Annotated in this window: 15 protein-coding genes and 2 pseudogenes; 9 read left to right on the top strand and 8 right to left on the bottom strand. The window is 62.2% G+C overall.

The window, feature by feature from the left end:
- Positions 1–33 precede the first annotated feature (33 nt).
- The gene (locus ACLH0I_RS17680; protein ID WP_411384942.1) at positions 34–2,256 is read left to right on the top strand and encodes a TonB-dependent receptor; all 2,223 of its coding nucleotides are present in this window, start codon (positions 34–36) and stop codon (positions 2,254–2,256) included.
- Between the two features lie 297 nt (positions 2,257–2,553).
- Here ACLH0I_RS17680 and ACLH0I_RS17675 read toward each other — a convergent pair whose 3' ends face one another.
- The 3 genes from ACLH0I_RS17675 to ACLH0I_RS17665 all read right to left on the bottom strand — a co-directional run bounded on the left by ACLH0I_RS17675 (position 2,554) and on the right by ACLH0I_RS17665 (position 5,917).
- Entirely contained in the window at positions 2,554–2,772 is a 219-nt protein-coding gene (locus tag ACLH0I_RS17675) for a tautomerase family protein (protein ID WP_250964823.1), read from the bottom strand.
- Positions 2,773–2,903: 131 nt separating this feature from the next.
- Complete coding sequence (locus ACLH0I_RS17670; protein ID WP_250964824.1) at positions 2,904–4,688, bottom strand: IlvD/Edd family dehydratase; 1,785 nt, start codon at positions 4,686–4,688, stop codon at positions 2,904–2,906.
- Between the two features lie 47 nt (positions 4,689–4,735).
- Positions 4,736–5,917, bottom strand: coding sequence for a fumarylacetoacetate hydrolase family protein (locus ACLH0I_RS17665; protein ID WP_411384941.1), 1,182 nt, complete (start codon positions 5,915–5,917; stop codon positions 4,736–4,738).
- Positions 5,918–6,031: 114 nt separating this feature from the next.
- Here ACLH0I_RS17665 and ACLH0I_RS17660 point away from each other — a divergent pair, with 114 nt between their 5' ends.
- From ACLH0I_RS17660 to ACLH0I_RS17645, 4 genes are all read left to right on the top strand, one after another.
- Positions 6,032–6,970: a LysR family transcriptional regulator gene (locus ACLH0I_RS17660; RefSeq protein ID WP_411384940.1), complete on the top strand. Its 939-nt coding sequence runs from the start codon at positions 6,032–6,034 to the stop codon at positions 6,968–6,970.
- A gap of 318 nt (positions 6,971–7,288) precedes the next feature.
- Positions 7,289–8,671, top strand: coding sequence for an MFS transporter (locus tag ACLH0I_RS17655; RefSeq protein WP_411384939.1), 1,383 nt, complete (start codon positions 7,289–7,291; stop codon positions 8,669–8,671).
- Positions 8,668–9,408: an SDR family oxidoreductase gene (locus tag ACLH0I_RS17650; RefSeq protein ID WP_411384938.1), complete on the top strand. Its 741-nt coding sequence runs from the start codon at positions 8,668–8,670 to the stop codon at positions 9,406–9,408. The genes ACLH0I_RS17655 and ACLH0I_RS17650 overlap by 4 nt, the downstream gene beginning before the upstream one ends.
- A gap of 25 nt (positions 9,409–9,433) precedes the next feature.
- Complete coding sequence (locus ACLH0I_RS17645) at positions 9,434–10,282, top strand: ureidoglycolate lyase (protein WP_411384937.1); 849 nt, start codon at positions 9,434–9,436, stop codon at positions 10,280–10,282.
- Positions 10,283–10,550: 268 nt separating this feature from the next.
- Here ACLH0I_RS17645 and ACLH0I_RS17640 read toward each other — a convergent pair whose 3' ends face one another.
- On the bottom strand, positions 10,551–13,646 hold the full coding sequence (locus ACLH0I_RS17640) for a multidrug efflux RND transporter permease subunit (RefSeq protein ID WP_411384936.1): 3,096 nt from the start codon (positions 13,644–13,646) through the stop codon (positions 10,551–10,553).
- Between the two features lie 3 nt (positions 13,647–13,649).
- Positions 13,650–14,819, bottom strand: a complete 1,170-nt coding sequence (locus ACLH0I_RS17635) for an efflux RND transporter periplasmic adaptor subunit (protein ID WP_411384935.1) — start codon at positions 14,817–14,819, stop codon at positions 13,650–13,652.
- A 309-nt stretch (positions 14,820–15,128) separates the two neighbouring features.
- Here ACLH0I_RS17635 and ACLH0I_RS17630 point away from each other — a divergent pair, with 309 nt between their 5' ends.
- Positions 15,129–15,320, top strand: a complete 192-nt coding sequence (locus ACLH0I_RS17630; protein ID WP_250964397.1) for a hypothetical protein — start codon at positions 15,129–15,131, stop codon at positions 15,318–15,320.
- A gap of 125 nt (positions 15,321–15,445) precedes the next feature.
- Here the strand turns inward: ACLH0I_RS17630 and ACLH0I_RS17625 are convergent, their stop codons facing one another.
- From ACLH0I_RS17625 to ACLH0I_RS17615, 3 genes and pseudogenes are all read right to left on the bottom strand, one after another.
- Positions 15,446–15,619 carry a hypothetical protein gene (locus ACLH0I_RS17625; protein ID WP_250964401.1) on the bottom strand — a complete coding sequence of 58 codons (174 nt, stop codon included), beginning with the start codon at positions 15,617–15,619 and terminating at the stop codon, positions 15,446–15,448.
- A 97-nt stretch (positions 15,620–15,716) separates the two neighbouring features.
- A pseudogene (locus ACLH0I_RS17620) lies at positions 15,717–16,307 on the bottom strand (methyl-accepting chemotaxis protein); the annotation flags it as partial.
- Positions 16,308–16,574: 267 nt separating this feature from the next.
- Positions 16,575–17,768, bottom strand: a pseudogene (locus tag ACLH0I_RS17615) (HAMP domain-containing protein); the annotation flags it as partial.
- Between the two features lie 474 nt (positions 17,769–18,242).
- Here ACLH0I_RS17615 and ACLH0I_RS17610 point away from each other — a divergent pair.
- The 3 genes from ACLH0I_RS17610 to ACLH0I_RS17600 all read left to right on the top strand — a co-directional run bounded on the left by ACLH0I_RS17610 (position 18,243) and on the right by ACLH0I_RS17600 (position 22,559).
- Entirely contained in the window at positions 18,243–19,691 is a 1,449-nt protein-coding gene (locus ACLH0I_RS17610) for an APC family permease (RefSeq protein WP_207962179.1), read from the top strand.
- Positions 19,692–19,776: 85 nt separating this feature from the next.
- Entirely contained in the window at positions 19,777–21,198 is a 1,422-nt protein-coding gene (locus ACLH0I_RS17605) for an aldehyde dehydrogenase family protein (RefSeq protein ID WP_411384934.1), read from the top strand.
- 11 nt (positions 21,199–21,209) lie between these two features.
- Positions 21,210–22,559, top strand: coding sequence for an aminotransferase class III-fold pyridoxal phosphate-dependent enzyme (locus ACLH0I_RS17600; protein ID WP_411384933.1), 1,350 nt, complete (start codon positions 21,210–21,212; stop codon positions 22,557–22,559).
- Positions 22,560–22,620: the final 61 nt, after the last annotated feature.

Here is a 22,620-nt window from a genome sequence, read left to right as displayed (position 1 = left end):
CCATTTTCTCTCGTCGGAAAGGATCCTTAAGCCATGTCTGTTGCACGTCGACCTTGTGGTGAGTCTGCGTTATCCCTCGCGATTCGTACCGCCACCCTGAGTTTCATGCTGGTCGCAGGAAGCGCCACCGCCTGGGCGGCAACCCCCGGGCAAAAGCCCGCCGCCGAGCAAGCCTCGGACGTCCCTGCGGTCGACAGCGGCCCAGGCTTGACCCTTGACGCCACCAACATCACCGGCACCCACGACAACCCGAGCGCCCTGCCGGCCGAGCTGGCCGGTGGTCAAGTGGCGCGTGGTGCGCGCCTGGGGATGATGGGCAACAAGGACGTGATGGACACGCCATTCAGCGTGACCAGCTACACCGCCAAGACCCTGGCCGACCTGCAAACCGTGACCGCGGCCGATGCCTTGCAACGCGACCCTTCGGTGCGCTCGACGGGCCAGGTGGGCGGTATCGTCGATTCGTTTTTCATCCGTGGTTTTCCCATCGGCGAGGGCAACCTTGGCGAACTGGCCTACGACGGTGTCTACGGTGTGGCGCCCAACTACCGGGTGTTCACCGACTATGCCGAACGGATCGAAGTGCTCAAGGGACCGGGTGCGCTGATGTACGGCATGTCGCCCAACAGCGGCGTGGGCGGGGTGATCAATATCGTCCCCAAGCGGCCGCTGGACGAAGACCTGACGCGCTTTACCGGCAGCTATGCGTCTGATTCCTACGTGGGTGGGCACCTGGACGTCAGCCGCCGATTCGGCTCGGAAAACCAGTTCGGCGTGCGCTTCAACGGCAGCCTCCAGGGTGGCGACACGGCCATCGATGATCAGGAGCGCGAGCTCGACATCGGCGCCATCGCCTTCGATTATCGCGGCGAGCGCCTGCGCTTGAACCTCGACTTCATCAGCCAGAAAGAAAGCTTCGAAGGTGCTTCGCGGCCCTTCACCGTCGCGCGCAATGTTGAGGTTCCGTCTGCCCCCAACGGTCGCACCAACGCATCGCAGAAGTGGGGTTGGTCGGACACCAAGGAGCAGTCGGCCTTGCTCGGTGGCGAATATGACCTGACGGACGCGGTCACGGTGTTTGCCCATGCCGGTGGCGGTCGGTCGGACGTCAAGCGGATGTCGGACCAGGTGCCAGAAATCATTAATAATGCCGGCGATATCACCAACAGGCCGGGGTACTACAAATTCAACGTGGATCGTTCGACAGCCGACGTGGGGGTTCGCGGGGTGTTCGACACCGGCCCTGTCACCCACACGACCACGCTGATGGCGAGCACTTATCAGGATGAGCTGTCACGGGGCATCAACCGAGGGACAGATATTCCCTCGAACATTTATCATCCGGTGGACGTACCCAAACCAGCCATAAATGCGCCCAGAGTACTGCGAGTTTCCGAGTCGCAGTTGTCCGGCTTTGCTTTGAGTGACACGTTGTCGGCATTGGATGACCGCGTTCAACTGACCCTGGGTTTGCGCCGGCAAAACGTCAAGTCGGAAAACTACAACACCCCCGTTGTCACTCCGTCCTACGACAAAAGCAAAACTACGCCAATGTTCGGTGTCGTCGTTAAGCCCTGGGAAGACGTATCGCTCTACTACAACTATGTCGAGGGCCTGAGTAAGGGTGACGCCGCGCCGGCTAACGCGACCAATTCCGGGCAAATGTTCGCACCTTATGTCTCCAAGCAACACGAGATGGGCGTCAAGTATGAGCACGGCACGTTCATGACCACCCTGGCACTGTTCCAGATCGAGAAGCCCAGTGGCGAGCTCGACGCGAACAATGTCTTCTCGGTGCAGGCCGAACAACGCAACCGTGGTATGGAATTGAGTGTGTTCGGCGAAGTGGCCCCCGGTACCCGCCTGATGGGCGGCGTGACACTGCTCGACGGCGAACTGACGGATTCCGCCACCGCAGCTAACCGTGGCAATAAACCGGTCGGCGTGCCAGACGTCCAAGCCAACCTGTGGGCGGAATGGGACACCCCATGGGTGGAAGGCTTTACCCTCACCAGCGGTGCGATCTACACCAGCAGCCAATACGTGAACCAGGCCAACACCCAGGAGCTGGATGCCTGGACGCGCTTTGACGCGGGCGCTCGTTACGCCACCAGGATCGAAGGTCGACCGACGACATTCAGGGCCACGGTCCAGAACGTCTTTGACCGTGAATACTGGTCGGGCGTCGCCTCGTATGGTGCCTTCTCGCCAGGCTCTCCACGTACCTTGCAGTTGTCGGCCACGGTCGATTTCTGAGGCAGGGCGAGGGGTGGCTCAAGCCAAGGGCCACCCTGTAAAAACTATTCGCTTAAGAAAAACGATGAACCTGTTGCCTGCGTTTCGCCGCAAATCCAATTGTGGGAGCGAGCTTGCTCGCGATAGCGGTATGACAGTCGATGAAGGCATTGAATATATGGCCGGCATCGCGAGCAAGCTCGCTCCCACAGGTTTTTCTGAGGCTCATAGAACTGACTGTTCCAGCCAAACACCCGCCCTGTGGCGAGGGAGCAATCTCTGGCCACAGGGGTTCAAACAGGTCTTAAGTGAACAGCGCTATTGCCCTTTGGCCGGCAGCCCCATCTTTTCCAGCGTCAGCGTTTCATCGGCGCGCCCCCAACCACCGTCCGACACTTCTTCCACCAGGACCATGGTGAACGGACGCACCCCCTCGCCGAAGTATTCGACGAACATCTCCGTGGTGCGGTGGATGATCTCTTCCTTGCGCGCGTGGTCCAGGATTCCTTCGGGAAATTTGTAGTTGGCAAATGGCATGGATCGACTCCGTGGGTGTGAAAGATTCGGCAGGGGCGAGGGCCCCTGGCGCGCATCTTTCTCCTTTAGGTCCGTGGAATAAATCCCTCTGGGTTGGCATCTGCATTCAACGTGCGTGAACAATCGCGCACTCAGTGCGAATGACGCGGCTCACCACTACGAGCAATCACCCGCAGGTGCAACGTCGCCGGCTCCAGGCAGCCCCCGGTGGAGAGTTGCCCCACCAGTTGCCGGTACAACTCCTGCCAGGGCGTTTGCGAAGGCGGGATGTTCGGCGTCCACGCGAGTCGGCGCCGGGCCATTTCTTCGTCGTTGATCAGCAGGTTCACCGTGCGGGTGTTCAGGTCCACTTTCAGCCGGTCGTTGGTTTGCAGCAACGCCAGGCCGCCACCGACGGCTGCTTCAGGGGACATGTTGAGGATCGATGGGCTCGCCGAGGTGCCGCTCTGGCGACCGTCGCCCAGGCAGGGCAGGGAGTCGATGCCTTGTTTGATCAGTGCGGCTGGCGGGGCCATGTTCACCACCTCCGCGCTGCCGGGGTAGCCCACCGTGCCAACGCCGCGAATGACCAGGATGCAGCGCTCGTCGATGTCCAGCGCGGGGTCGTCGATGCGGGCGTGGTAATCCTCCGGTCCTTCGAAGACGATGGCCCTGGCTTCGAAACTGTTCTCGGCGCCGGGCTCGGACAGGTAGGTCTTGCGAAACGCCTCGCCCACCACCGACATTTTCATGATCGCGCTGTCGAAGAAATTGCCGCTGAGCACGATGAAACCGGCACGGTGCTTGAGCGGCGTCTCGAAGGGATGGATCACATCGGCGTTGCTGGTCAGGCTGCCGCTGACGATTTCGCCGATGGTCCTGCCGCTGACCGTGGCGCAGTCTTCGTGCAGGCGTCCGGCTTTTTGCAGTTCATGCATGACCGAGGGCACGCCGCCGGCCCGATGGAACCCTTCGCCCAGGTACTTGCCCGCCGGCATGCAGTTGACCAGCAGCGGCACGTCTTCGCCAATTCGTTGCCAATCGTCCAGGCTCAGTTCGACGCCCATGTGCCGGGCGATGGCGATCAAGTGCGGTGGGCAATTGCTCGAAGCGCCGAGGGCGGAGGCGACGGCGATGGCGTTCTCGAAGGCCTGGCGGGTCATGATCTGGGAAGGGCGAACGTCCTGAAGCACCAATTCGCAGATACGCTTGCCGGTGGCGTAGGCCATTTGCCCGCGCTCGCGATAGGGCGCCGGGATGCTCGCGCAACCGGGCAGCGACATGCCCAGGGCTTCGGCCAGGGCGTTCATCGACAAGGCGGTGCCCATGGTGTTGCAGTGACCCACCGAGGGCGAGGCCGCGGTGGTCATTTCCATGAAGCCTTCGTAGTCGATCTCGCCGGCGGCCATCAGGTTGCGCGCATGCCAGAGCACCGTGCCGGAGCCGATCAGTTCGCCCTTGTGATGGCCGTCGAGCATCGGCCCGCCGGACAGGACAATGGCGGGCAGGTCGGTGGTCGCCGCCGCCATCAGGCAGGCGGGCGTGGTCTTGTCGCAACCGGTGGTGAGCACCACGCCATCCAATGGGTAGCCGTGAAGGATTTCCACCAGCCCCAGGTAGGCCAGGTTGCGGTCCAGCGCCGCCGTGGGCCGGCGCGACTGTTCTGCGATCGGGTGCACCGGGAATTCCATGGGGATGCCGCCGGCATCGCGGATGCCGGCCTTGACCCGTTGGGCCAGTTCCAGGTGATGACGGTTGCAGGGCGTCAGGTCGCTGCCGGTCTGGGCGATGCCGATGATCGGGCGTCCCGATTGCAGCTCTTCGCGGGTCATGCCGTAGTTCATGTAGCGTTCGACATACAGCGCGGTCATGTCCGCGTGGGCCGGGTCATTGAACCATTGCTCGCTGCGCAGGCGGCGTTTAGGCGTGTCACTCATGATTCATGTCTCTCTTGTAATTGGATGAATCGGTCACGGTGGTGGCGTCAGCGGCCCAGCAGTCCTCGGGCGGCGAGGTTACGGATCAGGGCACCGACACCAAAGGTCCAGGGGGCGGCGTCGCAGCTGTGGGTGACCTGGTTATGCAGGCTGCCAAGCAACGGGCTGCTGATGCTGACCACGTCCCCGCGCTTGTGGGTGAAACCGCTGCCGGGATGGTCGCGGTCTTCGGTGGGGGCGAACAGGGTACCGAGAAACAGCACAAACCCGTCCGGATATTGGTGGTTGGCGTTGAGTGTCTGGCCCGCCAGGTCCTGCGGGTCACGGCTGATCTGGCTCATGGAACTCGAACCGTGCAGGCGGTAGCCATCTTCGCCTTGTACCTTGAGATCGACCACGCAGGCGCGGACGTCATCCAGGCTGAAGTGTTCGTCGAACAGGCGAATGAACGGGCCGATGGCGCAAGACGCGTTGTTGTCCTTGGCCTTGCTCAGCAACAGCGCACTGCGGCCTTCGATGTCCCGCAGGTTGACGTCGTTGCCCAGGGTGGCGCCGTGGATCTGGCCACGGCTGTTCACCGCCAGCACCACTTCCGGTTCCGGGTTGTTCCATTGCGAGATCGGATGAATGCCGATGCGGCTGCCGCTGCCCACGGCGGCCAGGACCGGTGCCTTGGTGAAAATCTCCGCATCCGGGCCGATGCCGACTTCCAGGTACTGCGACCACATGCCCTGTTCAATGAGCAAGGCTTTCAGGCGCATGGCTTGCTCGGACCCCGGCACGATGGCCCGCAGGTTGTCGCCGATCACGCTGTGCACGGTGGCGCGTACAGCCTCGGCCTTTGCCGCGTCACCGCCGGCTTGTTCCTCGATCACCCGCTCGATCATGCTGGCGGCGAAGGTCACGCCGGCGGCCTTGATCACTTGCAAGTCCAGGGGCGGCAAGAGGAACGGCTTGGTCGGGTCGGCATCAATGCCGGTATTGGCCAGCAACGCTTCGACGCTGGCGATGAAGGTACCGGGCGTTTGCCTGACAGCGGCCAGGGGGGATTCTGTTTCCAGCAAGTCGCTCAATGTCGCAAAACGCTCCGACAGATCGAACACCCCGTCGCTGCGCAGAACCACGGGTGAAGGCCCAGCGATACGGCCAGGTACCCAGGCACGACCAATCAGGGTGCCGGCAACGCCATCGACGGGCAGGGTGTTCTCGGGAGTCAGCATCAGCGACATGGGCAGTCTTCCTGGTGAGTAAAGCGTTCAAGCTAGGGCGCGCTGTTGATGAACTCCAATGAGATATATTCAGTATCTGATAACGTCCGGTTATTGCATCGTCGAGGATTGTCCATGTCCGACCTGTCTTTCTCCAGCTTCTGCGGCTGGCTCAAATTTCGCCATCTGCTGCTGATCGATACCTTGGGGCGCACCTGCAACATGCATCTGGCGGCCGAGCAGATGAACCTCAGCCAGCCGGCCGTGAGCAAGATGCTCAAGGAAATCGAAAGCCTGCTCGGCTTTGCCCTGTTCGAACGCCGACCCCGGAGCATGCCGCCCACCGCACTGGGCGAACATGTGCTGCGTTACGCGCAGATCGCCTTGAACGACGCCCGTTCGTTCGTCGAGCAAATCAGCAGCCTGCGCGAAGGCGGCCATGGCTACCTCAAGGTCGGCGGTATCTTTGCCGCGACGGCGGTGGCCTTGCCCGAGGCGATCCTGCAGATCAAGCAACGCTGGCCCTTGCTGTCCATCGAGGTGGTGGAGCAGACCAGCAACCATCTGATGAAGATGCTTGAAGAAAAGAAACTTGACCTGGCCGTGGCGCGGTTTACCGAGCAAAGCCAGCAACAGCGCTACGATTTCCAGCCCCTGGCCCCGGAGCCGTTCTGCATCGTGGTCAACGACCGCCACCCCCTGGCGAACGCCGGGCCGACCTCCTTGCAGCAACTGGTGGGCCAGCCGTGGATTCTCTACCCGGTCGGCACGCCGATCCGCGCCCGCATGGAACTGGCCTTCGCCGAAGCCGGGGTGGGGATGCCGCGCAACACCATCGACACCATTTCCATGCAGACCTTCCTCCAGGTCCTGCAACGCGGCCCCATGATCGGCATGCTGCCCAATGCCATGGTCGATCCGCTGCTCGAAAGCGGCCAGCTCAAGACCCTCGATACGCCGCTGCACCTGGTGCCGCAGGATTACGGGATCCTGACGCGAAAGGATGAGCCATTGGTGGGCGCGGCGCTGGAGTTCGCCGAGATCCTCAAGGACAACGCCCGCCAGAGTGGTTGACTGTGCCACCGCTATCGCGAGCAAGCTCGCTCCCACAGGTGGCTGCGGTTCAGCTGAATTCTGCAATTGCTCAAGATCCAGTGTGGGAGCGAGCTTGCTCGCGATAGCGGTGGGGCGGCTTGCTGCAATCCCCGTGGCGAGGGAGCTTGCTCCCGCTGGGCTACGCAGTAGCCCCTTTGGATTCCGATAACAGATGGTTATCAACTAATCCAAAAATGCCATTGGGAAAGAATCGATCCCCGACAGTAGAGTCCTCGTTCAATCGCCGGATGACTCGCTCATTCGACGTGACCCAATAAAAACAATCAGGGGTTACTTATGCAAACCATCTCCGAGCAGTTGCCCGCCCAGGCGCAAGCTGGCGAGCTCGACTTCGAAGAACGGACCTACCGCAAGGTCATCTGGCGCATCCTTCCCGTCCTGCTCCTGTGCTACATGGCGGCGTACCTCGATCGGGTGAACATCGGGTTCGCCAAGCTCGACATGCTCAACGAGCTGCAATTCAGCAACACCGTGTATGCCTTGGGCGCCAGTATGTTTTTCTGGGGCTATTTCCTCTTCGAAGTCCCCAGCAACCTGTTGCTGCATCGCTTTGGCGCGCGGTTCTGGATCGCCCGGATCATGCTCAGCTGGGCGGTGATCTCCATGGCCGTGGCCTACACCGTGCCGCTGGCGGCGTTTTTCCATCTCGAATCGAGCACGATGTTCTACGTGCTGCGTTTCCTGCTGGGGATCTGCGAAGCGGGCTTTTTCCCTGGCGTGATCCTCTACCTCAACTACTGGTTCCCGACCCACCGGCAGAGCCGGGTGATGTCCGGGTTCCTGCTGGCGCTGCCGGTCAGCCTGACCCTGGGCGGCATCCTCTCCGGCTGGCTGATGAACAGCATGCAGGGCGTCCACGGGATGTCCGGTTGGCAATGGATGCTGATCATCGAAGGCATTCCGTCGATCATCATGGCGTTCGTGGTGATCGTCTGCCTGGCCGACAACATAGACAAGGCCAAATGGCTCTCCGTCGCGGAAAAAGCCTTGCTCAAGGCCAATCTGCAAACCGACAACCAGGGCAAGGCCACGCGCTTGAGCGAAGTGTTTTTCAACCCTCGGGTGTGGTTGCTGGTGTTGATCCTGCTGACCTTCAACACCGGTTTCTATGGCCTGGCGTTCTGGATGCCGTCGATCATCAAGAGCACCGGCATCACCAATAGCCTGCATATCGGTTTGCTCACTGCCATTCCTTACTCGGTGGCGGTGGTGGCGATGCTGCTCAACGCCCGTCATTCCAACCGTACCGGCGAGCGGCGCCTGCATGCGGCGATCCCGGCCTTCATTGGCGGTGTCGGGCTGATCCTCAGCGCGTTTTTCGCCGATAACCTGGTGCTGTCGGTCCTGTTCCTCAGTGTCTCCGCCTCGGGGATCCTCAGCCTGATGCCGATTTTCTGGACGCTGCCGGGCACCGTGCTGTCGGGCGTCGCCGCCGCAGCCGGGATCGGCATGATCAACGCCATCGGCAATCTGTCGGGCTTCACCGGTTCGATGATTACCGCCGTGGCGGAAACGCTGACGGGTAATATCAATAACGGTACTTACGTGTTGGCCTTGTGTCTGTTGGTCAGCGGTGGATTGATCCTCGCGATCCCTGCCTCGATGCTCGGCAGGACGCCCAAGACCGCGCCCACGGCAGCGCAACTGGAGACCGCATGAGTCTGCAAAACAAGCGAGTCCTGGTGACGGCGGCCGGGCAAGGCATCGGCTTGGCCAGCGCCATTGCCTTCGTCCAGGCGGGCGCCGAAGTGTTCGCCAGCGACATTGATATTGGCGCATTGGCGGGTATCGAAGGCATCACGCCGATGATCCTCGATGTCACCTCGGCCGATGCCATCGACGCTGCTCGCGACCACATCGGCGGGCTGGACGTGCTGTTCAACTGCGCCGGTTATGTGCACAGCGGCAACATCCTGGAATGCGATGAAGCGTCCTGGGCACGTTCGATGGGCCTCAATGTCACGGCCATGTACCGCATGATCCGCGCTTTCCTGCCGGGCATGCTCGCCCGTGGCGGCGGCTCGATCATCAACATGTCGTCGGTCGCGTCCAGCATCAAGGGCGTGCCCAATCGTTTCGCCTATGCTGCCAGCAAGGCGGCGGTGGTGGGGCTGACCAAATCCGTCGCCATCGACTTTGTCGGCCAGGGCATTCGCTGCAACGCCATCTGCCCCGGCACGGTGGACTCGCCTTCGCTACGCCAGCGCATCGCCGACCAGGCTGCGCGACAAGGTGTCGAAGAAGCAGAGGTCTATCGGCAGTTTCTCGACCGCCAGCCCATGGGTCGTATTGGCCACACCGAGGAAATCGCGCAATTGGCGTTGTACCTGGGCAGCGACGCGTCCGCCTACACCACCGGGACGGTGCATGTGATCGATGGCGGCATGAGCCTCTGAATTTTCACTTGAGCAGGAGCACTTCATGAAACTGTTGCGTTACGGCGAAAAAGGTTCGGAAAAACCCGGACTGTTGGATGAAGACAAGCAGATCCGCGACCTGTCGGGCCACGTCGCGGACATCGCCGGGCAGGCCTTGGGCCCGGAAAGCCTGGCGCGACTCGCCGCCCTCGACCCCCGCAGCCTGCCGCTCGTGGAGGGGCAGCCGCGCATCGGGGCCTGTGTCGGCCAGGTCGGCAAATTCATCTGCATTGGCCTGAACTACGCCGACCATGCCGCCGAGTCGAACATGGACGTGCCGAAAGAGCCGATTATCTTCAACAAATGGACCAGTGCCATTTGCGGGCCGAACGACGACGTCCAGATTCCCCGTGGCTCGCTCAAGACCGATTGGGAAGTCGAGCTGGGCGTGGTCATTGGCAAGGGCGGGCGCTACATCGACGAAGCCAATGCCATGGAGCATGTCGCCGGTTATTGCGTCATCAATGACGTGTCCGAGCGCGAGTGGCAACTGGAGCGCGGCGGCACCTGGGACAAGGGCAAGGGCTTCGACACCTTCGGCCCTCTAGGACCCTGGCTGGTGACCCGGGACGAAATCGCCGACCCCCATACGCTGGATCTGTGGCTGGAAGTCGACGGGCATCGCTATCAAAACGGCAATACCCGGACGCTGATCTTCAGCGTGCCGCAACTGATCGCCTACCTGAGCCGCTGCATGAGCCTGCAACCGGGGGATGTGATTTCCACCGGCACACCACCGGGTGTTGGGCTGGGCATCAAGCCCAACCCGATATTCCTGCGCCCGGGCCAGACCATGCGCTTGGGCATTGAGGGCTTGGGCGAACAGCGTCAGGTCACCGTGCAGGCGGACTGATCATTGGGCTTGCGGCCGTCTTCGCGAGCAAGCCCGCTCCCACAGAAGGATTCGGGTGCACGCAGATATTGTGCCTGCTGAAGATCCCCTGTGGGAGCGGGCTTGCCCGCGAAGGCGGCGACACAGTCAATAAAGATGTTGAATGTGCTGGCCTCTTCGCGAGCAAGCCCGCTCCCACAGTTTGTCCCGGGTGATCGCCGAATAGGCGTTCAACTCAAATCCCTGTGGGAGCAAAGCTTGCTCGCGATAGCGGTGGTCCGGCCTGGCCTCATTTTGAATCAACACGCCTGACACGCTTCATCACCCCCACGAAAAACACCGGCACGAACACCACCGCCAGGGTGGCGGTGATCATGCCGCCGATCACCCCGGTGCCAATGGCCTGCTGGCTCGCCGAACTGGCACCGGTGGCGATTGCCAGCGGTACCACGCCGAGAATGAACGCCAGGGACGTCATGATGATCGGTCGCAGGCGCAGGCGGGCGGCCTGGAGCGTAGCGTCGATCAGGTCATGCCCATCGTCGTACAGGCTCTTGGCGAACTCGATGATCAGGATCGCGTTCTTTGCCGACAGGCCGATGATGGTGATCAGCCCGATCTTGAAGAACACATCGTTGGGCATGCCGCGCAACGACACGGCCAGCACCGCGCCGAGCACACCCAGCGGCACCACCAGCAACACCGAGGTCGGGATCGACCAACTCTCGTACAGCGCCGCCAGGCACAGGAACACCACCAGCAGCGACAGGCCCAGCAGGATCGGCGCCTGGCTGCCGGACAGGCGTTCCTGCAAGGACAACCCGGTCCATTCCTGGCCCAGGCCCGTCGGCCCTTGGGCCACCAACCGTTCGATTTCAGCCATGGCTTGCCCGGTGCTGTAGCCCGGGGCCGGTTCGCCGGAAATGCTCACCGCCGGATAGCCGTTGTAGCGGGTCAATTGCGCCGGCCCCTGGGTCCAGCGGGCCTGGACGAAGGCCGACAACGGCACCATTTTCCCGCTGCTGTTACGCACGTGAATCTTCAACAAGTCCTCGACCTGGCTGCGCTGGTCACCCTCGGCCTGCACCACCACCCGCTGCATCCGCCCCTGGTTGGGGAAGTCGTTGATGTAGGCCGAACCCACCGCCGTGGACAACACACTGCCGACGTCGGCAAAGGAAATGCCCAGGGCATTGGCTTGCTTGCGGTCGACTTCAAGTTGCACCTGCGGCGCCTCCGCCAGGGCGCTTTCGCGGACATTGATCAGCATCGGGCTTTTTTCGGCGGCGGCGAGCAATTCGCTGCGGGCCTGCATCAGCGTGGCGTGGCCGAGGCCGCCACGGTCCTGCAAGCGGAACTCGAAACCGCTGGAGGTGCCCAGGCCGTCCACGGGCGGCGGCAACACCGAGAACGCCATGGCGTCCTTGATCTGACTCAGTGCCAGGTTCGCGCGGTCGGCGATGGATGCCGCCGAGTCCTCGGCGCCGCGTTGCGACCAGTCCTTGAGGGTGGTGAACGCCAGGGCCGCGTTCTGCCCGCTGCCGGAGAAACTGAAGCCGAGGATGACCGTGCTGTCGCCGACCCCCGGCTCACCGGCGTTGTGCGCCTCGATCTGCTCCACCACCTGCACCGTCCGGTTTTTGCTCGCGCCCGGTGGCAACTGGATGTCGGTGATGGTGTAGCCCTGGTCTTCCACCGGCAGGAACGAGGAGGGCAAGCGACTGAACAGCAGGCCCATGCCCACCAGCAGCACGCCGTAGATCAGCAGGTATCGGCCGCTGCGTTTCAGCGCGTAGGCCACCCATCCTTGGTAGCGGTCGCCGAATCGGTCGAAACCACGGTTGAACCAGCCGAAGAAACCGTTTTTGCCGTGGTGATCACCTTGGGCGACCGGTTTGAGCAAGGTCGCGCAAAGTGCCGGGGTCAAGGTCAGGGCGAGAAAGGCCGAGAACAAAATCGACGTCGCCATCGACAGCGAGAACTGTTGGTAAATCACCCCCACCGAGCCCTGCATGAACGCCATCGGAATGAACACCGCCACCAGCACCAGGGTAATGCCGATGATCGCACCGGTGATCTGCCCCATGGCCTTGCGCGTGGCTTCCTTGGGCGACAAGCCTTCCTGGGCCATGATTCGCTCGACGTTCTCCACCACCACGATGGCATCGTCCACCAGGATGCCGATGGCCAGCACCATGCCGAACATGGTCAGCACGTTGATCGAGAACCCTAGCGCCAGCATCGTCGCGAAGGTGCCCATCAACGCCACCGGCACCACCAATGTCGGGATCAGCGTGTAGCGAATGTTCTGCAGGAACAGGAACATCACCGCGAACACCAGCAGCATCGCTTCGCCGAGGGTATAGATCACCTTGGTGATCGAGACTTTGACGAACGGCGAGGTGTCGTAGGGAATCTTGTATTCCACACCGGCCGGGAAGTAGCGCGACAGCTCGTCCATCTTGCTGCGCACCAGGGTCGCGGTGTTCAGCGCGTTGGCGCCCGGTGACAGTTGCACCGCCACCGCAGTGGATGGCTTGCCGTTCAGGCGCGTGGAAAACTGGTATTCCTGGCTGCCGATTTCCACCCGGGCCACGTCGGCGATGCGCACCGTCGAGCCATCGGGGTTGGCCTTGAGCACAATGTCGGCGAACTCCTGCGGCGTATTGAGCTGGCCTTTGACGACGATGGTCGCGGTGATTTCCTGGGTGCTGCGGCTCGGCAGATCCCCCAGGCTGCCGGCCGAGACCTGGGCGTTCTGCGCCACGATGGCGGCATTGATGTCGGCCGGGGTCAAGTTGAACCCCACCAGTTTCCGGGGGTCGATCCAGATCCGCATGGCCCGCTCGGCGCCGTACAGCTGGGCCTTGCCGACACCGTCCAGGCGCTTGATCTCGTTCATCACGTTGCGCGCCAGGTAGTCGCTGAGGGCCACGTCGTCGAGCTTGCCGTCGTTGGAGGTGAGGGTGATCAGCAGCAGGAAGCCGGCCGAGACTTTGTCCACCTGCAAGCCCTGCTGCGTGACCGCTTGCGGCAGGCGCGACTCCACCGCCTTGAGGCGGTTCTGCACATCGACCTGGGCCAGTTCCGGGTTGGTCCCGGGCTGGAAGGTCGCGGTGATGGTGGCGCTGCCCAGGCTGCTTTGGGATTCGAAATACAGCAGGTTGTCGGCGCCGTTGAGTTCTTCCTCGATCAGGCTGACCACGCTGTCGTCCACGGTTTGCGCCGAAGCGCCCGGATACACCGTGTAGATCTCGATCTGTGGCGGGGCCACGACCGGGTATTGGGCCACCGGCAGTTGTGGAATGGCCAGGACACCGGACAACAGAATGAACAAGGCGACGACCCAGGCGAACACCGGACGGTCGATGAAGAATTGCGGCATGGCTTAGTGTCCTGCCTGTGGCCCGGGAACCTGGGCGAGGGGAAGTGGGGAATCGTCGACCCGGACTTGCTCGCCGGGACGGGCGTGTTGCAGGCCTTCGATGACGATGCGGTCGCCGGGTTTCAAGCCGTGGGTAACGACCCAGCGATCGTTTTGCGCGGCGCCCAATTGTACCGGTTGCTGGCTGACCTTTTGCTCGGCGTCCAGCAGCAACACTTGGGCGACCCCGGCGCTGTCACGCAGGATGGCCCGTTGCGGCACGGTGATGCCTTGGCTGTTGACCGCCTGTTCGAGGCGCACGCGGATGAAACTGCCCGGCAGCAGGTCCAGGTCGGGGTTGGGAAATTCGCTGCGCAGGGTGATCTGGCCGGTACTCGGGTCGACGCTGAGGTCGGTGAACAGCAACTTGCCGGGCAACGGGTAAGGGCTGCCGTCGTCCTGGATCAAGGTGGCCTTGGCCTGGCCCTGGCCGACTGCTTGCAACTGCCCTGCGCGAAAGGCGCGGCGCAGGTCGTTGAGTTCGCGGGTCGATTGCGTGAGGTCGGCGTGGATCGGGTCCAGTTGCTGGATCAGCGCCAACGGCGTGCTTTCGTTCTGCCCCACCAAGGCGCCTTCCGTCACCAGGGCGCGGCCGATGCGCCCGGAAATCGGCGCGGTCACCGTGGCATACCCCAGGTTCAGCTTCGCCCGTTCCACCGCGGCCTTGCTGGCGGCGACGTCAGCGGCCGTCTGGCGCACGTTGGCCCGGGCGTTGTCGTAGTCCTGGCCACTGATCGCCTTGTCATCGATCAACTGGGCATAACGCTGGGCTTGCAAGCGGGCCTGGAACGCATTGGCCTCGGCCTTGCGCAACGCCGCCTCGGCACTGTCCAGGTCGGCCTTGAACGGCGCCGGATCGATGCGAAACAGCACCTCGCCCTGCTTGACGTCGCGGCCTTCATGAAACACCCGCTGCAAGACCACGCCGGCCACCCGCGCCCGGACTTCGGCGACCCGTGGCGCGGCGATCCGGCCGCTCAGCTCGTTGCTGATCGACAGTGGCCGGGCCTGGACGGTTTCGACACGCACGCTGGGCAGCGGGGCGGAGGCTTCCGGGTTCGAGCCGCTGTCACAGCCACTGAGCAGCAGCGCGCCGACCAACAGGCCCAGTGTGACGAAAGGAGTCTTGGACATGGTGCTTCCCCACTATTGAGCCGCCCATGGTAGGGACCGAGGCCTGTGGCAGGGGTGAAGCTTTGTAGGCGCTCTGTGAAATTGTGTAACCACACAGGCCGCTAGATCCGAAATTGACCGACCATTTGCTGATGATGGTTGGCCCATCAGAATGCAGGGGAGGAGGATTTGATTTTTATAGGTAGGCGTATTTTTTGGCGTCACCTGTTAGTTCTGACAGTAGCGACAATCTTTTTTTTGCTGAGAATATGCAGCAATCACCATCAAGGTGATTGAGTTTGAAATAGACCGTCAGACAAGGAGAACGTTATGAGCTACACAACGAGCGATTATAGGGGATATGAAATTCGCGCATATTCCGCCGATGATCCGGAGTATCCAAATCAATTCCAGGTTTTCTCAAAAAACGGTAACAAAATAACGCTTCCTCAGCGCACCCTCGAGGACGCGCAGAGGCATCTTGATGCTTCAATGAATCCTGATGATCACGCCCGTTATTAGTAAAAAACCCAACGATTGATGAAAAGCGGCAGCACGATGAGGTGGAAAGCCACGGGCCTTCAAACGTCCGTGGCTCGCCAAGCTTTATTTGGATTCAATTAAGATTGGCGGTTCACGTAGGCTGGTTAAGCAGATTGCAAGAGGCTATGGCGTGCAACGAGTGACACGCCTGCGATGCTGCTTCTTCCATCCGAATGGTCAAGGATCTCGCTGATTTCGCGAATGTCACTAATGCGATGGCTGATGTCTTCCACGATAGCGCTTTGCTCCAGAGCGGCGGTGGCGATCTGGGTACTCAAGTTGTTGATCTGCCTGACGAAGCCAGACACGAGTGACGAATGAGTGTCACTCAGGGTTTGGCGGGTGCCGGCAACTACAGTGAATCGTCAAGCACCCTTATATCCGAAAATGCCCCACCAACTGCTGCTGGTGGTTGGCCATGGCATGCAACGAGTGGCTCGCCTGCGAGGCTTCCTCCATGCGGCTGGTCAAGGTTTCACTGATGCCGCGAATGTCACTGACGCGATGGCTGATGTCTTCCACGACAGCGCTTTGCTCCAAGGCCGCGCTGGCGATCTGCTGGTTCATGTGTTCGATCACTTCCACGGCATCGGTGACGCGCTGCAGCGCCGCCTGGGTCTTATCGACTTGAACGACGCTGTCCCTGGCCAGCTCGCGGCTCGACTGGGTGCTGTGCACGACGTCCTGGCTCAGTTGCTGCAACGCTTCGATCACCGAGCGTATTTGTTCGACCGAATTCTGCGTATTGCTCGCCAGATGCCGGACTTCGTCGGCCACCACCGCGAAGCCACGGCCCTGTTCGCCAGCGCGGGCGGCCTCGATGGCGGCATTCAATGCCAGCAGGTTGGTCTGCTGGGCAATCGCACAAATCACATCCAACACCTGGCCGATGTGCTGACTGTTGCCGGCCAGTGCCTGCACTTGTTCGAGGGTGGTTTCCAGGCAGCGGTCGAGGCTGTCGATGCTGTTGACCGCGTTGGCGAATAGTTCCCGCCCTGATCGGCTAGCGTTTTCGGCGACGGTGGCGGCATCGGCCGCCTGGTGGGAATGGCGCGCCACTTCCTGGGCGCTGGTGCTCATTTCATGCAAGGCGGTTGCCGCCAGTTCGACTTCCCGGTACTGCGTGTGCATGCCCGCGCTGACTTCCCGGGCCACCTGCGCCGAGGTGTCGGCGGTGTTGCGGGTGTCCAGGGAGGCTTGCTGGATATCGCGGATGATGGGCTGCAGTTTATCGAGAAAACGATTGAAGCCCTGGGCCAGATGGCCCAATTCATCGTGGCGGTCGTCGGGCAGGCGCTGGGTGAGATCGCCGTCGCCGTCGACAATCGCATCGAGCATTTGCGCCACCCTCAGCAGTGGCCGGGTCACGCCGTAGGCGGTGAGCCAGATGAGTAACAGGCCCAAGCCGGCAGCCAGCAAGCCCAGGCTGAGATTGAACCAATTGGCCTGGCGATGCTTGTCGTCCAACTGGGCCTGCATGTGCAGGGCCGGCGCTTGTACCAGCGTTTCCGGCACGCGTATCTGCAATTGCCAAGGGGCGTTTGCCGGAGCGGTTTGCACGGTTTGCTGCACATCGACAGACGTACCCGCCACGGTGCCGCTGTGGCCGGCAATTTGCCCGGATGGGGAAAGGATGTTGATTTCGCTGTGGCCGGGATACAGGTCGTTGGCCAGGCTGGCGGCGAGTTGCTGGAGGGTATCGAGGCTGATGTCCATGCCGACGACACCGATAACTTTGCCTTGGTCCAGCAGCGGTATGGAGATGCTGCTCATCAGCGTCTTCTGGCCTTCGACCTCGATCGCGTAGGGCTCGGTCACGCAGGTGCGCCCTTGGGTCTGGGGGCAGACGTACCAGGCGTTGGCCGGCTCGCTGCCCGGTGGCGCGGTGTTGGCACTGATCTGGGCTTCGCTGAGCACTTCTTGCACCAGATGGCCGGGTTGGCTTTGCGACCAGTACAGGGCAAAGCGACCTATTTCATTGCCGGCCAGATCCCGTTGGCCGGTGAAGCCGGCATCTTCACCGATCAGCGCGTCGGGAAGCAGCACCACGTAGAAGCCCAGCACTTTTTCGCGGTTCTGGAGAGCCTGGCGGGTCGCGGCGATCAAGTCCCGACGCAGTTGCCCCGGTGTCAGTCGCCCGTTCCACGCCTGGGCGCGCAGTTGCAGGACTTGCTGGGCAAAACCTTCCCCATAGATCGCCGTTTCGCTGAAAAACCGTTCCACCCGCTGACCGTGTGCCAAGCCCTGTGCCTGCAAACCTTCCAGGGCCGAGCGCCCCAGCAGTTGACTGCTTTGCTGCTTGAGCAACGTTGCGCTTTGCTGGCTCTGATACAGCGAGGCACCGGTCAGTGCGCCGACGACGGCCAGCAGGCACAGGCCGCTCAGGAGCGTGATCCGCCATTGGATAGAGAGACGAGTGAAGGACATGCTGAGGTTTTCCTGCGCGGGGGATTTTTATTGTTCTGTGCCCAGCACGGTTTGAGCGGTGGGCGAGGTTATCTTGCGGCAGGAGGCACTTTCCCGTTATCCCGAATCGGCAGCGGTTGTGCGCCGGCATAGGGCAATGCGACTCCGCCAAGAAAACACAAAACCTGTGGCGAGGGAGCTTGCTCCCGCTGGACTGCGCAGCAGGCCCAAAAAAGAGGGGCCGCTGCGCGACCCAGCGGGAGCAAGCTCCCTCGCCACAGGTTGTTGGGTCCAGCGACATGGTCAGCGTTCCGGCATTGAGTTGACCTGTTTTGGGGCAGCGCTTCGGATGCTGCCGTTTTGGGATAGCGAAGGGTTTTGGTCAGGGCCTAGCATCGAATCCAGCGTGCAAGCAGAGCCATCAGCTTTTGGAAGTCGGCGAAGCTGGCGTCTGCGATCCAGCAACAACTGCCTCATACAATAAGGTCAAGAACAATGAGCGTATCTTTCCCGATCAGCAGCTCGACGGAGTTGAAGCGCGGTGCCCTGGGTGTCGGCTTCATCATCTTCTTCGTGATTTCGGCGGCGAGCCCCCTGAGTGTCATCGCCGGTGGCTTCCCAATTGGCATCATGCTGGGCAACGGCGCCGGCACACCGGCGTTGCTGCTCCTGGCGCTGTTGGTGTTGTTGGCATTTTCGGCGGGCTACACCGCCATGTCCCGGCACATGACCAATGCCGGTGGTTTTTATGCGTTCACCTCCCGCGGCCTGGGTGGCTTGGCCGGTGGCGCAGCGGGTGTGTTGGCGATGTTTGCCTACAACATCCTGCAGGTCGGCCTGTACGGCATGTTCGGCGGCGTGGTCAGCGGCACGATGGCCAGCGTCTTTGGCCTGGACTTGCCATGGTGGACCTATTCGCTCCTGGCGATGGCGAGCATCGCGATTCTCGGCTATCGCAAGATCGACCTGTCGGCCCGAGTGCTGTCGGTGGTGGTCATTGCCGAATACCTGGCGATCCTGACGCTGGATTTCGCCATCCTCAAGACCGGTGGCGATAGCGGCATCAACCTCGATTCGTTCGATCGCAGCCATGTGTTCAGCGGTACGCCATCCATCGGCTTGCTGTTCTGCTTCGCGGCGTTCATCGGCTTCGAGGCCACCACCATCTACGGCGAGGAGGCCAGGAATCCGCACCGTACGATTCCCATCGCCACCTATAGCTCGGTGCTGTTGATCGGTGGTTTCTATGCCTTGTCGGTCTGGGCCATGGTGATTGGCGTAGGGGCGGACAAGATCGTGCCGACCTTGCAAGCGCTGCAGGATCCCACCACGTTCATCTACGGTATGTCCGACCACTTTGTCGGCCCGCACCTGACCCAGATCATCCGCGTACTGTTCATGGTCAGCATCTACGCCGGGCTGCTGGCGTTCCACAACGCCGCGGCCCGTTATTTCTATGCCATCGGGCGTGACGGTTTGCTGCACAGCCGCTTGGGCACCACCCATCGCGTGCATCAAAGCCCGCACATGGGCTCGGTCCTGCAAAGCCTGATCGCCGCGGTGGTGGTGCTGATCTTCGCCGCGCTAGATGCGGATCCGATCCTGCAACTGTTCGCCTGGTTTTCCAACCTGGCCACGCTGTGCGTGATCCTGCTCATGGCCCTGACCTCGGCGGCGGTATTGGTTTATTTCCGCGCGCATCCGGAGTTGAAGCTGGGGCTCTGGCGCGGTCGGATTCTTCCGGGCTTCTCGTGCCTGGCCTTGTTGGCGGTCCTGGCCCTTGCGGTGATTCATTTCGATGTGCTGACCGGCGCCAGCCAACTTTTGTCCTACGGACTTTGCGCGGTGATTCCCGTCGCGCTGATCGTCGGCGTGTACCTCGCCGCCCGATTGCGCAAGGCCTCGCCCGAGCGGTTCATGGCGTTGGGCAGCCACAAGCTCTAGGGCACCGCGCGACCCCATCAATCTACCCAGACAATAAATCCGCTGCCGTTCGGGACGGTCCGGCAGCGCGCGAAAGGAAGGTGTCATGCACGATTATCAAATGCTCATCGATGGAACTCGGGTCGACGGCGAGAACGGCCACTTCGATGTGCTCAATCCAGCCACCGCCACGGTGTTCGCACGGTGTCCGGCCGGTTCCCTGGCCCAACTGGACCTTGCCGTCGAGGCGGCGCAAGCGGCCTTTGTCGAGTGGCGCCACAGCACCCATGAAGATCGCCGCCAACGCCTGTTGAACATCGCGGCGGACATCGAGCAGGACGCCGAGTCGTTGGCCCGGCTGATTGTCCTGGAGCAGGGAAAACCGCTGGAACTGGCGTTCTCTGAAGTGATGGGGGCGGTGGCCTGGACGCGCTACGCCGCCGAGCAGCACATCCCTGTGGAATTGGTGGAAGAAACCCCGAGCCAGCGCATTGAGCTGCACCGCAAGCCGTTGGGCGTCGTCGCGTCGATCACGCCCTGGAACTGGCCGTTCATGATCGCCGTCTGGCACATCATGCCAGCGTTGCGGGCCGGCAACTGTGTGATCAGCAAACCGTCAAGCCTGACGCCCCTGAGCACCCTGCGCCTGGTGGAGATCATCGCGCGCCATGTGCCTCGCGGCGTGATCAATAGCGTGACCGGCGAACAAGGTTTTGGCAGCGCGATCACGGCCCATGCCGGTATCCAGAAAATCGTTTTCACCGGTTCGACCGCCACCGGCCAAAGCGTGATGCGCGGTGCCGCCGGAAACCTCAAGCGCCTGACCCTGGAACTGGGCGGTAACGACGCGGCCATCGTGCTGCCCGGAACCCCGGTGGAGGCGGTGGCCGAAGAGATTTTCCAGGCGGCCTTCCTGAACATGGGCCAGACCTGCGCGGCCCTCAAGCGTTTGTACATCCACCAATCCCAGTACGAAGCCTTTGCCCAGGCCCTGGCCAAGATCGCCCAGCGTCAGGTGGTGGGTGACGGCTTGGCGCCTGGGGTCACGTTTGGTCCGGTGCAGAACTTCGAACAGTTGAAGCTGGTTGAGGAACTGGTGGCCGATGCCCGCGCCCATGGCGCGCGGGTGTTGTGCGGCGGTGCCCGTCTGGACCGCCCGGGCTTTTTCTACCCGCCGACGTTGGTCGCCGATGTGACCGACGGGCAGCGCCTGGTGGACGAGGAACAGTTCGGCCCGGTGTTGCCGCTGATTGCCTACCAGGATGTCGAGGACGTCCTGCGTCGCGCCAATGCCGGCGACATGGGCCTGGGTGGATCGGTCTGGGGCCGCGACAGCGAGCAGGCCCAGGCACTGGCCAGTCGCCTGGAATGCGGTATGGCCTGGGTCAACTGCCATGCGCAAATCCAGCCGAATACGCCGTTTGGCGGCAGCAAGATGTCCGGGTTCGGCGTCGAGTTCGGCCTTGAAGGGTTGCTGGAGTTCACCGGCCAGCAACTGCTGTACGTACGCAAGCGTGAAACAGAATGAGGACTGCAACCATGTACGAGCACTACAAGACAGCACAGAAGAAGTTCTGGCACCCGATGAGTTCTTCGGCGCCCGCCAACCGCTCCAAGACGTTGATCATCGCCCGTGGCGACGGCAACTACATCACCGATATCGAGGGGCATCGCATGCTCGACGGTGTCGGCGGCCTGTGGAACGTGAACGTGGGCCATAACCGGCCTTCGGTGAAGGCGGCTATCGCCGCCCAGATGGACGAACTGGCTTATTACCAGACCTTCGACGGCATTGCTCATCCACGGGTGTTCGACCTGGCCGAGCGGCTGACGTCGATGTTCGCCCAGGAAAACATGGCGCGGGTGCTGTTCAGTTCCGGCGGTTCCGATGCGGTCGAGACGGCCCTGAAAATGGCCCGCCAATACTGGATCGCCAGCGGCGAGCCAGGGCGCACGCGTTTCCTGTCGTTGCGCAATGGCTACCATGGCGTGCACATGGGCGGCACCTCAGTGGGTGGCAACGGCGTGTATCACTACAACCATGGGCCGCTGTTGGCCGGCTGTCATCTGCTCGATACGCCGTGGCTGTACCGCAACCCCTGGGACTGCCGCGATCCAGAGGAGTTGACCGCTCACTGCGTTCGCCAGTTGGAAGACCAGATCGCGCTGCTCGGCCCGCAGACCATTGCCGCGTTGATCGCCGAGCCAGTGCAAGGCGCCGGTGGCGTGATCGTGCCGCCGGCGCATTACTGGAAGCGGCTGCGGGAAGTCTGCGACCGCCACGGCATCCTGTTGATCGCCGATGAGGTGGTCACCGGGTTCGGCCGCACCGGCTGCATGCTCGGCAGCCGGGGCTGGGGCGTCGCGCCCGACGTGCTGTGCCTGGCCAAGGGCATCACCGCCGGTTACATCCCCATGGGCGCCACGGTCTTCAACCAGCGCATCGTCGATGCCATCGAAAACGGTCCGGGTTTCAGCAACGTGATCATGCACGGCTACACCTACAGCGGACACCCGACGGCGTGTGCGGCGGCCTTGGCGGTGCTGGACATCGTCGAGGCCGAGGACTTGCCGGGCAATGCCGGGAAAGTCGGTGCCCAATTGCTGGAGCAATTGCAGCCGCTGACCGAACGTTACGCGGTGGTGGGCGAAGTGCGCGGCAAAGGCTTGATGATCGCCGTGGACCTGGTGGCGGACAAGGTCACCCGCGAGCCGCTTGACCCCGCCAACGGCCTGGCCTCGCGCATTGCCGAGCAAGCGCGTCGGGCCGGCGTATTGGTGCGCCCGATTGGCAACAAGATCGTGATGTCGCCGCCGTTGACCCTCACCAGCGACGAGGCCGCCCTGATGGTCGGTGCGTTGGACGGTGCGCTCGCCGACTGCCGCTAATCTGTAAGCCGGCGCGGTATGCCGTGCCGGCTCCCTGAATATAAAAACAGCCTTCAAAAGG

This window comes from Pseudomonas sp. MPB03, assembly GCF_046605385.1.
Classification (GTDB): domain Bacteria; phylum Pseudomonadota; class Gammaproteobacteria; order Pseudomonadales; family Pseudomonadaceae; genus Aquipseudomonas; species Aquipseudomonas zanjanensis.
This window is presented reverse-complemented; position numbering and strand designations above follow the sequence as displayed.